This is a genomic window from Pedobacter sp., from assembly GCF_035317785.1.
Lineage (GTDB): Bacteria > Bacteroidota > Bacteroidia > Sphingobacteriales > Sphingobacteriaceae > Pedobacter.
Map to the genome: position 1 here is coordinate 1 of NZ_DATHGC010000091.1, position 14242 is coordinate 14242.

The following is a 14242-nucleotide window of genomic DNA, read 5'->3' on the forward strand; positions in this document are numbered from 1 at the left end:
AATTCCCTTAACAACATATTGATGCGCTTTGTGTACATCAGAATTACCTGTAAGTCCGTGCGCACCATAAAAAGTATCGCCAATTTTCAAGTGCTGCGCCTGTGCTACATTGGAGCCAATGACGGTCTCAAAATCGGCTTGCCAGATTTTGCCTTCAGCAACAGCCAATTTATAAACTGCCACAAAATTGCTGTCTGTACCTACTATGCGGATACCGTTGTAATTATCACCAAGGGCCAATGGTACCGCTCTTTTTACAAAAGGGCTGTGTGCGAGCTCCATTGCCTCTCTTAAAGGGATGTTGCCAGTCGGAAAATCAATGTAATAAATGCTGCTGAGGATCAGTTGCAGCGGACTGCCTTTTGCACCCACCACAAGGTCAATGTCTTTCGAGTTATTTTCCAGTTTCTCGCTGACCTGAGTAGATGCCAGCAGCAGGATGGTTAATATGCCTGCTCCAAAAGCGATCAGTAATATATTCAACGCCGAGGACAATGGCTTCGACACCAGGTTTTTCCAGCTGATCTTTAACGGACTCATAGCTCATAAGTGTTGGTGAACGCATTCTTGACCCGCTTATCATGGGTGGCCACAATTAATGTAGCGTGATTGAGACCGGACTGTTCCAGTAAAAGTTCAAGTACAGCGGCTGCATTTTTATCGTCAAGACTTGAGGTAGGCTCATCGGCAATGAGCAATGCCGGTTTGTTGATGACTGCTCTGGCAATAGAAACCCGTTGTAACTGGCCCTGGCTCAGTTCTTTCTGATAAGCATTTTTCTTGTCTGCTATACCGAGAGCATTCAGCACTTCGTTCACCCTGTCCTCATTTTCCGGTAATTTAGCAAAGCTTTGCGCCATCAGCAAATTCTCTGAAATGCTCAGACTTTTAATCAGGTGCGGGCGCTGAAAAATGATCCCGATGTTCCGGCCCCTGAACTGGTCGAGCTCTTTAGACGACAGGTCATATATAGATGTGGTATCCATGGTCACCTGCCCCTGACTAGGTTTCAATATCCCCGTCAGGATGTGCAGCAGGGTGGTTTTTCCACTCCCGGATGCACCGAGCAGCAGCCACTGTTCTCCGTCTTTTATCATCCAGTCTTTAAAATTGATGTGGTGTCCGGAGGGATATTCATGTGAAACTGATTTAACTGAGATCATACTTGATTATTTTTTGAGACGGCTGTGTAAATATTTAAGATACATTTTTTTTGCATCCGGAGTATCATGTTTGCAACCGGGGTTGACCAGGCTGATGAATAAGAGTAAAATACCAAATAACAGTTTTTTTTTCATGGCTTATGGGTGTAAAATTAGTTAAACGCAGCAAGATTTGTTGTACTTCCAGTTTAGAAAATGTGCGCCGGCAATGCTAAGTCCGCCCAGAGGGATCAATAAGCCTTCAAGACCTTCAATTAGATAATGCCCGCTTCCAATCAGGGTGAAGCCAATGATCAGCACAAGTAAAGGTGTTATCCGTTTATGAGCAGGATAGGAGGTTAACAAAGAATAGAAGCCCAGGAGCATGGAAATAAAGATCATGCTGATCTCCACCCAGCTGTTTGACAGGAAACCCAAGCCTAACAGCGGCAGGCTGGTGATGAGAAACGGAAGGGCGGCGCAGTGCAGGGCACATGCCAGTGAGGCTGTAATTCCCAGTTGATCAAGTTTTTTCGGTTTAAGGATCATGTTTTTAATAAGTTTTTGAGGCTTGTAAAAATAATTCACAAATATAAAAGCAATTATGTTGCATTTGTAGTATTAAATAAAATATATTTGCAACTTAATTGCATTATGGAAAAGAAACTATTACCCGTAACCGTGCTCAGCGGATTTTTGGGCAGCGGAAAAACCACCTTATTGAACCATATCCTCCATAACAAGGAAAACCTGAAAGTTGCTCTTGTAGTGAATGATATGAGTGAGCTCAATATTGATGCGAAGGTGATCAGAGGTGAAAATATATTGTCTCAAACACAGGAGCGGCTCGTAGAGATGAGCAATGGCTGTATCTGCTGTACATTGCGTGAAGATCTGATCATTGAGGTAGAAAAATTAGCCAAAGAAAATAGATTTGATTACCTGATCATTGAAAGCTCAGGTATCTCAGAACCGATACCCGTGGCGCAAACTTTTAGTTATGTAGACGATGTATTGGGGATAGACCTCAGCAAGTACAGCAGACTGGATACGATGGTAACTGTGGTGGACTGCTTCAATTTTAAGAAAGACTTTGGTACGAATGAAATATTGCCAGACCGGGGCTGGACAGACGATGAGAGCGACAAAAGGACTATTGTAAACCTGCTAACGGACCAGATCGAATTTGCCAATGTCATCATTCTTAATAAAACAGATCTGATCAGTATTGAAGATCTGAAGCTGTTGAAAGCTGTAATCAGGAAACTGAATCCCGGAGCCAAACTGATAGAAACTTCTTTTGGTAAAATTGATCCCGCGGAAATACTGAATACCGCGCTGTTTGATTTTGAAGAATCATCACAAGGTGCCGGCTGGATGAGAGAACTCAATTTGGTACATAGTTCCGAAACGGAAGAATATGGCATCAGCAGTACAGTTTTTCGTTCAGCAAGACCCTTTCATCCTAGTCGTCTCTGGGAATACCTCAATGTGAGGTTTCCAAATAATGTATTGCGTACTAAAGGATTATTCTGGATTGCTTCAATGCCCGACCGGGCACTAAATTTCTCGCAGGCCGGTGGATCGCTCAAGGTCGATGATGCCGGCAAGTGGTGGGCGAGTATGCCGTTGCAGGAACGACTTAACTATTCAGATTACCTGGAAAACAAGAAAGATATCGAAGGCAGGTGGGACATGGCTTTTGGAGATCGGTTGAATGAACTGATATTCATAGGACAGGATCTGGATAAAGAACATTTAAACAGTGAGCTGACGTCCTGTCTGCTGGATACCAAAGAACTGATTTGCTATTGGCGGGGAGAGAAATTCAACAATCCGTTTGAGCGTGTGCTTTAATTTATTTTGCTTGCAAGGTGCAGAAAAACTCATCGCTTTTCCACCCTGCTTTCCAACAAAATTGGTTTCTCAGAAAAGGCATAGGGGCATTGCGCAGCTGTGTCCCAGCCTTTGAAGAGAATACCTATTTTGTCCCTTATTTTGTCCCCTTGTACATTTCAGCCCTCAAAGCTGCAACATCCGGACTGGTGATGTACTCATCATAAGTCATCATCTTATCGATAGCCCCCTTAGGTGTCAGTTCAATGATCCTTGTTGCTACAGATTCGGTAAGTGCATGATCTCGTGAAGTGAACAACGCAGTACCCCTGAAATCTTTCAAACCATTGTTCAGAGCGGTAATAGATTCCAGGTCAAGGTGATTGGTCGGCTCATCAAATAATAAAAGATTGGCGTGTCTCAGCATCATTTGTGAGAACATACAGCGCATCTTTTCACCTCCGGACAATACCTTTACATTCTTTAATACTTCTTCACCTGAAAACAGCATTCTACCGAGAAAACTCCTTACAAATTGTTCATCCTGATCTGTACCCGAATACTCACGCAGCCAGTCTACCAGGTTCTCATTCTTACCTTCAAAATATTGTGAATTGTCGTTAGGAATGTCCGCAATGTTGATGGTCACCCCAAATTTAAATTCGCCTGTATAATTCTTTTCACGGCCAGTTAAAACATTATAAAAAGCAGTAGTAGCCAGACTGTTCTGCGAAAGGACTGCGATTTTATCCCCTTTATTGACCATGAAGCTAACATTCTTAAACATCACATCGCCGTTTATCGTGCAAGACAGGTTTTCTACCTGCAGAATCTGGTCGCCGGCTTCCCTGCCCAGGTTATTGAACAGAATAGCAGGATATTTTCTGCTCGAAGCTTTGATCTCTGAAATATCAATTTTATCGAGGGCCTTTTTACGAGAAGTAGCTTGTTTTGATTTTGAAGCATTGGCACTGAAGCGCTGGATAAATTCCTGAAGCTCTTTAACTTTCTCCTCCAGTTTTTTGTTCTGGTCACTGCGCTGCTTCAATGCCAGCTGGCTTGATTCGTACCAGAAAGTATAGTTACCAGAGTAGATATTCATTTTGCTGAAGTCAATGTCCACAATATGTGTGCAGACCGCATCTAAAAAGTGCCTGTCGTGAGAAACCACCAAAACGATATTCTGATAGTCTGCCAAAAAGTTTTCCAGCCAGGCTATGGTATCAATGTCCAGGTCGTTGGTAGGCTCATCCAATAAGAGAATATCCGGGTTGCCAAATAGGGCCTGGGCCAATAGTACACGAACTTTTTGATTACCATCAAGTTCTTTCAATTGCTTGTGGTGATGCTCTTCCTTGATGCCCAGGTTGCTCAGCATGGTTGCCGCATTACTTTCCATGTTCCAGCCGTCCATTTCGGCAAACCTGTTTTCCAGCTCACCGGCACGTTCACCGTCTTTATCTGTAAAATCTTCTTTCAGATAGATGGCATCCTTTTCCTTCATGATGTCATATAGCTCTTTATGCCCCATCATGACGGTTTCGATCACCGGCAATTCATCAAACTCATAGTGGTTCTGTTTTAATACCGCCATGCGTTCGCCCGGGGTAAAAGCCACACTGCCCGTAGTTTGATTTACTTCACCTGAAAGAATCTTAAGAAAGGTAGATTTACCGGCCCCGTTTGCGCCAATCACACCATAGCAATTGCCCTGGTTGAATTTTAGGTTAACATCTTCAAATAATGTGCGTTTTCCGTAACGGAGTGATAAATTAGAAACTGAAATCATATTGCTGAAAAATAAGCCGCAAAGGTAATCATTATTTATAAAAATATTTTTTTAGTACTTCTCATACTATGAACAATTTCGATAAGTTTGGGTTTCAAGAAATTTGCCGTGGACAAGGAAGAACTAATTGCAAGACTGGATGCACCAGTTAATTTTCAAATGGTGGCCCATTTAACCGGCATCATTAAAAACCATAACCCTGGTATTGATGTTCTTCTGCAGGCCAGTTTTCACAAGAGAAAGGAAGTTGCTTTCCGGGCCGCCTGGATGCTGGAATATATGATGAGCAATAATCCTGCTGTGTTCAGCCCATATCTAACCAGGTTTTTGGAACTGTTGCCGACGCAAAAAAATCCTTCTGTGATGCGCCATTATAGCAAGATCGTCGCCTTGCTGACCGCCGGAAACGCAGGCCCTTTGTATAAAGCACTGGTTAAAGAAATAGAATTTGAAGCAGTAGTAGAGGTGCTTTTTATCTGGCTGGTCGATACAGAAATGCCGGTCGCAACTAAAGTACACTGTATGCAGGCACTCGCCAACCTTGCCCCGCGCTACGATTGGATCAAAGATGACTTAATGGAAACCATCGACTACTTGACAGACGTAGAAAGTATAGCGTTCTTTGCAAGGGCCAAACAGGTCAAAAAACAGTTAATGAAATTGAAAAAATGAAGACAGATATAGAGATACTGACCCATATTATACAACGCAGACGGAGTATATTCCCCATTAGTTATACAAAAGAAGAAATTCCGCACGCCCTGGTCAAACAAATTTTGGAGAGTGCGAATTATGCTCCTACCCATAAACTTACACAACCCTGGCGGTTCATCGTTTTCAGAAATGAAGGGAAAATAAAGCTGGGGCAGGAATTAGCCAGGTTATATAAGATGGACACCCCGGCCCATCAGTTCCTGCAGAAGAAATATGACAGTATATTGGAAAAAGCAGAACAAGCCGGCTGCATCATCACTTTAAATTTGAAACTGCATGCGGATAAAGTGCCGGAATGGGAAGAATTGGCATCCCTCGCCTGCGCTGTACAAAATATGGCCCTGACTGCTGAGGCCCTGAATATTGGCGCATATTGGAGTTCTCCGGGGATGCTTGCAGATTTGAAGGATTATCTTAACTTAGATGAACAGGAAAAGTGCTACGGGTTATTTTACATGGGATATCATAATGAACCACCACGTGAAGCCATGCGTCAGCCTATAGAAGAAAAGATTAAATGGGTAGAATCCTAATTTTATGAACCGAATAAAAGAAACATTATACCAGCTTTGCCTGAGCTTTATCGAGCAACGGATCCAAACTGCTGAAGTAGCTTTAGCGCAGGCACGCGAAGCCAGTAATGACGACACCAAAAGCAGTGCAGGGGATAAATATGAAACCAGCCGGGAAATGATGCAGCAGGATATAGACCGGAATAAACGCTTGCTGATCGATGCCCAGGATAATTTACGGGTATTGCAGGCGATCGATACTCACGCAGCCGATGCCGATACAGTCAGACACGGTAGCCTGGTATTTACCAATCATGGAAATTTTTACGTCAGCGTCAGTGCGGGTCAGCTTACGGCAGATGGCAAATCCATATTTGCCATTTCTCCGGCTTCACCGATTGGCAAACTGCTTCTGGACAAAAAGAAAGGTGATAAATTTGCCTTTAATGGCAATAACTATGTTGTTGAGCAAGTGGTATAGCTTTACCCTTGTTTTGTTGCTGACCCAGGTATGCTATACTTCAGGTCAGATAAAAAAAACAATCAATGTATTGATCGTAGACGGATTCAGCAATCACGACTGGAAACAAACCAGTAACCTGACGAAACGGATATTGGAAGAAAGTAAGCGTTTTAAGGTCGACATATCTACTGTTCCGCTGGATAGCATGGGACAAGCGCAATGGGAGCCTGCATTTGAAAAATATGCGGTTGTGATCCAGAGTACTAACAATATTCAAAATCAGGCTTTGCGCTGGCCGAGGAGGGTAGAACTTGAACTCGAGAATTATGTCAGGAATGGGGGAGGTCTATATATTCTTCATTCAGGTAATAATGCTTTTCCTCACTGGAAAGAATACGATAAGATGATTGGCATGGGCTGGCGCCCTAAAACGACAGGCTATTCGCTGGAAATCAATGCGAGCAGCGAGGTTGTCCGGATTCCTCCAGGAGAGGGAAATGGTACTAATCACGGCAACAGGTTTAATGCGTTAATACAAATTCTTAACCGGCATCCGATCAACAAGGGGTATCCGGATCAGTGGAAAACGGCTTCGACAGAAGTGTATAATTATCCCCGTGGACCCGCAGAAAATCTAACTGTACTGTCGTTTGCCTATGACAGCACATCTACTAAAAAGTTGTGGCCCGTAGAATGGGTGGTTGCATATGGTAAAGGCCGTGTTTATAATTCCAGTATGGGGCATCTCTGGCAGGATGAAATCTATCCGCTGAGCTATCGCTGTATTGGATTTCAAACCACAATGATCAGGGTTGCCGAATGGCTGGCGATAGCTAATGTAACCTATCCGGTTCCTAAAAATTTCCCTTCAAAAGATCAAATAAGTATTAGAGAAGAATCAGACTTTCCGAAATAAATAATTCTTTTAAAAACTTCTTTTGATGCTGTTGCTTAATGTTTTCGGGCTCCAGTAACCACTGGCGATGATCCTTCTGATCGTAAACAACGGATCATTCTGATCGCGTTTTTCAGCCAGGGAAAATGCCATTCTGAAACCACGTTTTTTCAGTTCCGGAATTCCTTCAGCATTCCACAGACCAAAGGGGTAAGCAAATTCTGTCATTTTTTTTCCGGTGATCTCTTCCAGTTTTTTGGTAGGCTTGTCCAATTGCTCTTCCCAATCCTTACCCTGGTATTTTTTAAAGTTCTTATGGTCGTAAGTATGGCTTCCGATCACATTGCCTTCGTCAGAAAGCTGTTTGATCTGCTCTTTGGTCATGTAATCTACAAATTTACCTTTACGGCCTATAGAGACCGTCATGATGAAATAGACAGCTTTATAACCATACTTTTTTAAAGTAGGGGCCGCAATGGTAAACTGATCCATATCTGTATCGTCAAAAGTCAGGATGATGGGCTTGCTTGGCAACGCTGCCCCGGTGTTTAAATAAGCATACAGCTGGTCAGGTAAGATGGTATGATAGCCGCTGTCTGCCAGCATTTTGATCTGGTCTTTAAAATTCTGTATTTCTACGATGTAGTCCTTACCCACTTTTCCGTCCTTTGGTGTCCAGTTGCGCACCTGGTGGTAACACAATATCGGCACTTGTTTACGCGCTAAAATGGTCTTTGCATCAGCAACTTTTATTTTACTGACATCAACTTTGGCAGCCTCAGCATCTGTTTCTGTAGTCTGCGTCAGTGTGTCTTTTGCCTCAGTATTGTCTGTGCTTGGTTGTGATTTGGACTGGCAGCCGGCTGTCAAAATAAAGACAGCGGTAATTAATGTTAAAAAGTGTAGTTTCATTGATAAATGTTTGGCCCAAAATTATCATTTTTATTACAAATAAAGACAGCATATAAAAGGTATTAATCAATAATTTAGGCGGATCAATTAAAGTTCATAAATGAAAAAAATCTACTCATTCTTTTTATTGACGCTCATCATAGGTTTTGAAGCAAATTCTCAGACAAAAACAGTCACTGTCACCGAGGCAATAACTGCTGCGCCAAAGGCTAATTACCAGCTGGCGTCCAGGTTTTCACCTGCTAAACTCAAAAAAATCGTGTATTCTACTGCTGTTGATCCGCATTGGCTAAAGCTCAGCAACAAGTTCTGGTATGAATACGAAACTCCTAACGGGAAGGAATGGTACCTTGTCGACCCGGTTGGCAGGAGCAAAAAAAAGATCTTTGACAATGCTAAACTTGCTGCGGACATTACCACGACTGTCCGGGATCCTTTCGACGCACAGCACCTTCCGCTGGAGAACTTAAAGTTTTCTGCTAATGAAAAACAGATCAGTTTTGAGGTAAGGAGTACAATTGACGAACTAAAGAAAGACCGCAAAGACAAAAAAGCTGCAGATTCTATGCAGAAAAAGATTTTTTATTTCAATTATGATATCGCCGCGGCGAAACTCACAGAAGTGCCCAATTATGCCAAGCCAAAAGCCAAACCATCCTGGGGTTCTGTGGCGCCGGATTCTTCGGCCATCATTTTCACCAGGAAATATAACCTCTACTGGATGGACAAAGAGAACTACAAAAAGGCCGTTAAGAATGAAGACGACAGTACCATCGTGGAGCACCAGCTGACCAAAGACGGAGTCAAGTTCTATTCCTACGGCGGCGACGGTGACGGAGAGAACAATGAAGAAATAGAAAAGAACGATAAGAAAAGAAGGGGTGCTTACGTATTGTGGTCGCCCAACTCCAAATATTTTGTACTCGACAGGACTGATTCCCGTAAAGTAAAGGATCTTTGGGTAATCAACAATGTTGCTCCGGGCAGGCCAACACTGGAAACTTATAAATATCAGATGCCCGGGGAGGCTGAAGCACCAAGAGATGAAATGCTGCTGTTTGATTTTGCAGCTAAAAGTTATAAAAAACTGAACACAGCGGCTTTTAAAGACCAGAGTGTTTCTGTCTGGAGGGCACCATCTCTAAACAAGGACCGGGACAATGAATTTCGTCCATCTATATGGCTTGGCAACAACAGCAAGATCTATTTTTCACGCAGCAGCAGAGATCTGAAACGCGTGGACGTCTGTACGGTCGACATCAATACCGGTTCCGTCAAATCATTGATAGACGAGCGGTTCAATACCTATGTGGAGATCAACCGCCCCGGATTGGTTAATGACGGAAAGGAGATCATCCATTGGTCCGAGCGTGATGGCTGGGCGCATTTCTATCTTTTTGATGGCAATGGTAAATTAAAGAATCAAATTACCAAAGGATCTTTTCATTGCGAAAGCATTGTCAATATTGATGAAAAGAACAGGGTGCTGTATTTTACCGCCAATGGCCGCGAGGCTAAGGAAAATCCTTATTACCTTCACTTATACCGCATCAGGTTTGACGGAACAGGCATGAAGCTCTTAAACCCAGGTGATTTTGATCATGCTGCAAACCTGAATGATGAGAACCGGTTCTTTGTCAACAATTTCTCCAGGGTCAATACTGTTCCTAAGTCTGTCCTGATAGATACTTACGGCAGGAAGGTAATGGACCTGGAAACAACCGATCTTTCCTTGCTGATGGCTACGGGTTACAAATTTCCTGAGCCATTTAAAGTAAAAGCTGATGACGGCATCACAGACATTTTCGGGGTGATGTATAAACCCTTTAATTTTGATGCAGCTAAAAAATACCCGATCATAGAATACGTATATCCCGGTCCGCAAACAGAGGCTGTAAATACGGCATTCAGCAGATCCATGGACAGGACCGACCGCCTGGCACAGTTTGGCTATATTGTGATCACTGTGGGCAACAGGGGTGGCAATCCGGCAAGGTCCAAATGGTACCATACTTATGGCTATGGAAACCTGAGAGATTACGGACTGGCAGATAAGAAAGCTGCGGTGGAGCAGCTGGCCGACAGGTATCCCTTTATTGATGCCGAAAAGGTAGGGATTACCGGTCACTCCGGCGGCGGTTTTATGTCTACAGCGGCCATGCTGGTCTATCCCGATTTCTTTAAAGCCGCTGTTTCCAATGCAGGTAACCACGACAACAGCATTTACAACAGGTGGTGGAGTGAAAAACACCATGGGGTAAAAGAGATCGTGTCCGCAAAAGGAGATACCACTTTCAAATACAGCATTGATAAAAACCCTGACCTGGCGAAGAACCTGAAAGGGCATTTACTGCTGATGGCAGGCGACGTGGACAACAACGTGCACCCTGCCAATACCATCCGCATGGCCAACGCCCTGATGCGTGCCGGTAAGCGGTTTGAGTTTGTCATCATGCCGGGGCAGCGCCATGCATTTGGTGATCTGACAGAGTACGGGTTCTGGAAGCTTGCGGATCATTTTAATAAATATCTGATTGGTGATTTTTCGTCGGCAAATGATGTAGATCTTGTGGAAATGGACCGGGAGATAGAACAAAAGAAATAATAAAAACGTTATACCATACATGAGAATATTAATAGAGCGAAAACCAGTTAAAGTATATCCCGATCCTAAAAGGGTTATTGCCAGATTCTTCTTCAACGGTGAAGAACGCGCAGTAGAAGTCGTGAAAAAGGTTATGGAATTGTCTGATGACGAGGTTTTTGGTCTAATTTCGCCACTTTTGCAGGAGTACTCCAAACGGCATAGAAACATCACCAAAATCCTGACCAGGCATTGCAAGAGAGTATTGCACAGTATTGAAGCAGCAGGCTTTGAATACGATGACCTGGATAAGGACAGGAAACTATTGCTGGGTTCTTATTTTACGCATGAGTATTCCATAGAGTCAGCCGCTTTTTTCAATCCTTCAATAGTTGAGGATCCTGACCAGAGTGACCTGGTAGAGGGCGAAAAAAGAGTGATCATCAGCTTCAGGGCGGTAGGAGAAGGTCATATCTCATCTGTGGTGTTCAGAAGGGCGCTGATAGACCGTAACCATGACATCACCGTAATCCCGGCCGGCAATTATATTGACGAAGCTGAGGTGATCAAAAATGCCGTCTATAACAAAAGACTGTTTCTCAAAAAGGCTGCTGATTCAAAGATCGATATCGAAGTTCTTGATGAAGTCGGCAACAAATTGCAGGATAAATTTGATTATGCAACACTTCGGAAGATCATACTTGATGGTAAAGCCTTGCAGCAAGACGATCTCCGTAAACTGGAGTATGACAAGATCCTGTGGTTGTCTGATACTTATCACGAGATCAGCTTCTCCAGGGACACTGACATTTCGGACCGGGTGATATTTCCCATCTCAGAGTTTGAGCGCAAGGGCATTGAAGACGCGAGGTTTGTGAGATTCATCAAAGACGATGGATCAGTGGTCTATTATGCGACGTATACAGCATTTGACGGGGCCATGATCATGCCCAAACTGTTGCAGACTACAAATTTCTACGATTTTAAGATCAGTCCGCTGCATGGAGTAGGGGCCCAAAACAAGAACCTGGCTTTGTTTCCACGTAAAATAAATGGCAAGTATGCCATGATGTCGCGGATTGACGGTTGCAACAACTACCTGATGTATTCAGATAAACTTACCGTGTGGGACAATCCTGTAAAACTCCAGTCGCCTAAATTCTCCTGGGAGTTCATACAGATCGGTAACTGCGGCTCGCCTATTGAGACGGAAGATGGCTGGCTGGTGATTACCCATGGTGTTGGGCCGATGCGCAGATATTGTCTGGGCGCCAGTCTTTTTGACCTCAATGATCCTTCTATAGAAATCGGCAGGTTAAAAGAACCCCTGGTTATCCCAAACACAGACGAGCGGGAAGGCTATGTACCCAATGTACTGTATTCCTGCGGCTCTATCATACACAACGGCGAGCTGATCATCCCTTACGGTTTGTCAGATTACTGTTCCTCTTTTGCCGGGGTAAAAATCGACATCCTGCTGGAAAGGTTAAAATCTTCAGTGATTTAAAATATTTCAATTTAATATCCGATGGTAGAGGCTGATGTAGTCTTCTGCCATTTTTTTTTGGGAGAAATTACGCATCGCCCACACCCTGCATCCGGGCCGGTCAATTGTATTTATCGCCTCAACCGCTGCGACAGCTTCATCTGCATTTTTCACGAGAAAACCTGTTTCATGGTCTTTGATCAGTTCCCGCATAGCCCCCCTGTCGAAAGCAATTACCGGTGTTTCACAGAGCATGGCTTCTGCTACACTCAGACCAAAAGGCTCTTCAAAATTTATGGGATGCAGCAATGCAATAGCACCGCCCAGCAACTGGTTTCTTTTTTCCGGACCTGCCGCACCTATGAAGGTGATCTCATCATTTAGATAGGGTTCTACTTTTTCCTTAAAATAATTGACATCCTGCACAATTCCGGCAATAATCAATCTGCGTTTTGCTTTCAGGGCGATCTGTATGGCCTCGGCTGTACCCTTGTCCGGATGGATCCTGCCAAAAAATAAAAGATAATCCCCCTGTCCGGTACCCGGATCAAATTCCTCTGTTCTTAAACCATTATATACCGTACTCAGATAATTCAATGAAGGATGGCGGTCTGAATTACTTATAGATACATAATAACCTGATGCATTATATTTCTGATATACAGGAATGATCTTTTCTGATGAAAAGCCATGTATGGTGGTAATCACTGGTGTCCGGATCAGAGCGGAGTAGGTTAAAGGCAGAAAATCATAATGATTGTGGATCAGGTCAAATTGATTCGCCTGTTCCATCAAGTTGCTGATGTGCAGGCATTCCAGTACTTTAGCATCAGCTTCCCGGTCTTCCTCGTAGCCTTTGGGTATCACCGTATTTAATTTGCCGGAAGTGATGGAATCTCGGGTAGCAAAAAGCGTCACATCTATACCGGCGGCGGCAAGTCCTTCCGTTAAATTTGAGGCCATTTGTTCCCAGGGCCCATAATGCCGGGGCGGTGTCCGCCAGGCAATGGGTGCCAGTACAGCAATTTTCATCGCGGTCAATTAAATACCTGTTTTTGAACCGCCGTTAAATCAGCACTCTGTATAAATTCGTACTCGGATTCCAATGCTTTCAATACCACCAGGTGAGAGATCCAATAGGCCAGTGTACTTTCTGCACCCTGATTTCGGTTTACGCCGTAGGTTTGCAGTCCGTCACCACAACCTTTGGTCTCATAATCATAGAGCGGCAGATGCAGACTGTTCTCGCCCAAAAACCATTGGTAGCACAAATACATCTGGCGGATATAAGTAAGGTCATGAGTGATTTCGTATGCCTTGAAGTACATGAGCACCATGGCCATGGTTTCTATGGCCTGCTGGTCATAAAGGGCCATGCCACCGCCATCCCTGTACAGCCATCCATCGTTGCCCACGGGGTTTAAGTAACCATGGATCAGTGTTTTCTGCGAAAGGAACTCCATGCTCTCCAGCGCAATGTCCATAGATTCTTTATCCTGGGTGATCTCGTAGTGCGCGAGCAGGGCAAGCGGTAAAATGGCGTTGTCGTAAGTCATTTTTTCTTCAAACCAAAGCCAGTGGCCCTGTTTGTTATTACGGTATGCCGCTTTGAGCGGTTCAGCAAGCAGATCCAGCTGACCCTTAATGTGCTCGTCATGCTGGTTTGCTTTCATGAAATGCGTTAGTCCGATCATGGTATTTGCTATTCCCCGCAGGTGTTTTAACTGTTTGAAGTGCGGCACTGATTTGAGAAAAAGTTCCCTTGCAAATTCACGGTAAGAATTATTGGGCGCATTGTTGATCAGATAACCCAGAGACCAGATCGTGCGGCCAAATGAATCTTCAGAACCCACTTCGTCCAGATATTCCCTTTTAAAACTCAGAAAATTTCTGAAATTCCCGTCATCAC

At 43.8% G+C, this 14242-nt stretch carries 13 protein-coding genes and 1 pseudogene; 7 read left to right on the forward strand and 7 right to left on the reverse strand.

Annotation, left to right across the window (positions count from 1 at the left end; all coding sequences use genetic code 11):
- From VK541_RS05550 to VK541_RS05560, 3 genes are all read right to left on the reverse strand, one after another.
- Positions 1 to 540 (reverse strand): ABC transporter permease (locus VK541_RS05550; protein WP_324367741.1); only part of this gene is annotated, 540 nt, incomplete at its 3' end.
- Entirely contained in the window at positions 537 to 1163 is a 627-nt protein-coding gene (locus VK541_RS05555) for an ABC transporter ATP-binding protein (protein ID WP_324367743.1), read from the reverse strand. The genes VK541_RS05550 and VK541_RS05555, both read right to left, overlap by 4 nt.
- Before the next feature lie 156 nt (positions 1164 to 1319).
- Positions 1320 to 1691, reverse strand: a complete 372-nt coding sequence (locus tag VK541_RS05560) for a MerC domain-containing protein (RefSeq protein WP_324367745.1) — start codon at positions 1689 to 1691, stop codon at positions 1320 to 1322.
- 105 nt (positions 1692 to 1796) lie between these two features.
- On the opposite strand from VK541_RS05560, the gene VK541_RS05565 reads away from it, so the two are divergent.
- Positions 1797 to 2999 carry a GTP-binding protein gene (locus tag VK541_RS05565; protein WP_324367747.1) on the forward strand — a complete coding sequence of 401 codons (1203 nt, stop codon included), beginning with the start codon at positions 1797 to 1799 and terminating at the stop codon, positions 2997 to 2999.
- 136 nt (positions 3000 to 3135) lie between these two features.
- Here the strand turns inward: VK541_RS05565 and VK541_RS05570 are convergent, their stop codons facing one another.
- On the reverse strand, positions 3136 to 4767 hold the full coding sequence (locus tag VK541_RS05570) for an ABC-F family ATP-binding cassette domain-containing protein (RefSeq protein WP_324367748.1): 1632 nt from the start codon (positions 4765 to 4767) through the stop codon (positions 3136 to 3138).
- An 87-nt stretch (positions 4768 to 4854) separates the two neighbouring features.
- Between VK541_RS05570 and VK541_RS05575 the strand changes: the two genes are divergently transcribed.
- From VK541_RS05575 to VK541_RS05590, 4 genes are read left to right on the forward strand one after another with little or no spacing between them, the layout of a single operon-like run.
- The gene (locus VK541_RS05575; RefSeq protein ID WP_324367750.1) at positions 4855 to 5439 is read left to right on the forward strand and encodes a hypothetical protein; all 585 of its coding nucleotides are present in this window, start codon (positions 4855 to 4857) and stop codon (positions 5437 to 5439) included.
- Positions 5436 to 6014 carry a nitroreductase gene (locus VK541_RS05580; protein WP_324367752.1) on the forward strand — a complete coding sequence of 193 codons (579 nt, stop codon included), beginning with the start codon at positions 5436 to 5438 and terminating at the stop codon, positions 6012 to 6014. The genes VK541_RS05575 and VK541_RS05580 overlap by 4 nt, the downstream gene beginning before the upstream one ends.
- 4 nt (positions 6015 to 6018) lie before the next feature.
- Positions 6019 to 6474: a 3-oxoacyl-ACP synthase gene (locus VK541_RS05585; RefSeq protein WP_324367754.1), complete on the forward strand. Its 456-nt coding sequence runs from the start codon at positions 6019 to 6021 to the stop codon at positions 6472 to 6474.
- Positions 6440 to 7372, forward strand: coding sequence for a ThuA domain-containing protein (locus tag VK541_RS05590; protein WP_324367756.1), 933 nt, complete (start codon positions 6440 to 6442; stop codon positions 7370 to 7372). Before VK541_RS05585 ends, VK541_RS05590 begins: the two co-directional genes overlap by 35 nt.
- A 9-nt stretch (positions 7373 to 7381) precedes the next feature.
- Here VK541_RS05590 and VK541_RS05595 read toward each other — a convergent pair whose 3' ends face one another.
- Positions 7382 to 8263: a polysaccharide deacetylase family protein gene (locus VK541_RS05595; protein WP_324367758.1), complete on the reverse strand. Its 882-nt coding sequence runs from the start codon at positions 8261 to 8263 to the stop codon at positions 7382 to 7384.
- Between the two features lie 100 nt (positions 8264 to 8363).
- Here VK541_RS05595 and VK541_RS05600 point away from each other — a divergent pair, with 100 nt between their 5' ends.
- A complete protein-coding gene (locus tag VK541_RS05600; RefSeq protein WP_324367760.1) occupies positions 8364 to 10868 on the forward strand; it encodes a S9 family peptidase in 2505 nt (834 codons plus the stop codon).
- 19 nt (positions 10869 to 10887) lie between these two features.
- Positions 10888 to 12354: a glycoside hydrolase family 130 protein gene (locus VK541_RS05605; RefSeq protein ID WP_324367762.1), complete on the forward strand. Its 1467-nt coding sequence runs from the start codon at positions 10888 to 10890 to the stop codon at positions 12352 to 12354.
- 6 nt (positions 12355 to 12360) lie between these two features.
- On the opposite strand, the gene VK541_RS05610 is transcribed toward VK541_RS05605, so the two are convergent.
- Together VK541_RS05610 and VK541_RS05615 are read right to left on the reverse strand one after the other, a co-directional pair.
- The gene (locus tag VK541_RS05610; protein WP_324367764.1) at positions 12361 to 13365 is read right to left on the reverse strand and encodes a glycosyltransferase family 4 protein; all 1005 of its coding nucleotides are present in this window, start codon (positions 13363 to 13365) and stop codon (positions 12361 to 12363) included.
- Positions 13366 to 13370: 5 nt separating this feature from the next.
- A pseudogene (locus VK541_RS05615) lies at positions 13371 to 14242 on the reverse strand (glycosyl transferase); the annotation flags it as partial.

Coding starts and splice junctions, on each gene's coding strand:
- VK541_RS05600 (WP_324367760.1), top strand. CDS start 8,364: ATGAAAAAAATCTACTCATTCTTTTTATTGACGCTCATCATAGGTTTT.
- VK541_RS05585 (WP_324367754.1), top strand. CDS start 6,019: ATGAACCGAATAAAAGAAACATTATACCAGCTTTGCCTGAGCTTTATC.
- VK541_RS05610 (WP_324367764.1), bottom strand. CDS start 13,365: ATGAAAATTGCTGTACTGGCACCCATTGCCTGGCGGACACCGCCCCGG.
- VK541_RS05605 (WP_324367762.1), top strand. CDS start 10,888: ATGAGAATATTAATAGAGCGAAAACCAGTTAAAGTATATCCCGATCCT.
- VK541_RS05570 (WP_324367748.1), bottom strand. CDS start 4,767: ATGATTTCAGTTTCTAATTTATCACTCCGTTACGGAAAACGCACATTA.
- VK541_RS05580 (WP_324367752.1), top strand. CDS start 5,436: ATGAAGACAGATATAGAGATACTGACCCATATTATACAACGCAGACGG.
- VK541_RS05595 (WP_324367758.1), bottom strand. CDS start 8,263: ATGAAACTACACTTTTTAACATTAATTACCGCTGTCTTTATTTTGACA.
- VK541_RS05590 (WP_324367756.1), top strand. CDS start 6,440: ATGGCAATAACTATGTTGTTGAGCAAGTGGTATAGCTTTACCCTTGTT.
- VK541_RS05560 (WP_324367745.1), bottom strand. CDS start 1,691: ATGATCCTTAAACCGAAAAAACTTGATCAACTGGGAATTACAGCCTCA.
- VK541_RS05555 (WP_324367743.1), bottom strand. CDS start 1,163: ATGATCTCAGTTAAATCAGTTTCACATGAATATCCCTCCGGACACCAC.
- VK541_RS05565 (WP_324367747.1), top strand. CDS start 1,797: ATGGAAAAGAAACTATTACCCGTAACCGTGCTCAGCGGATTTTTGGGC.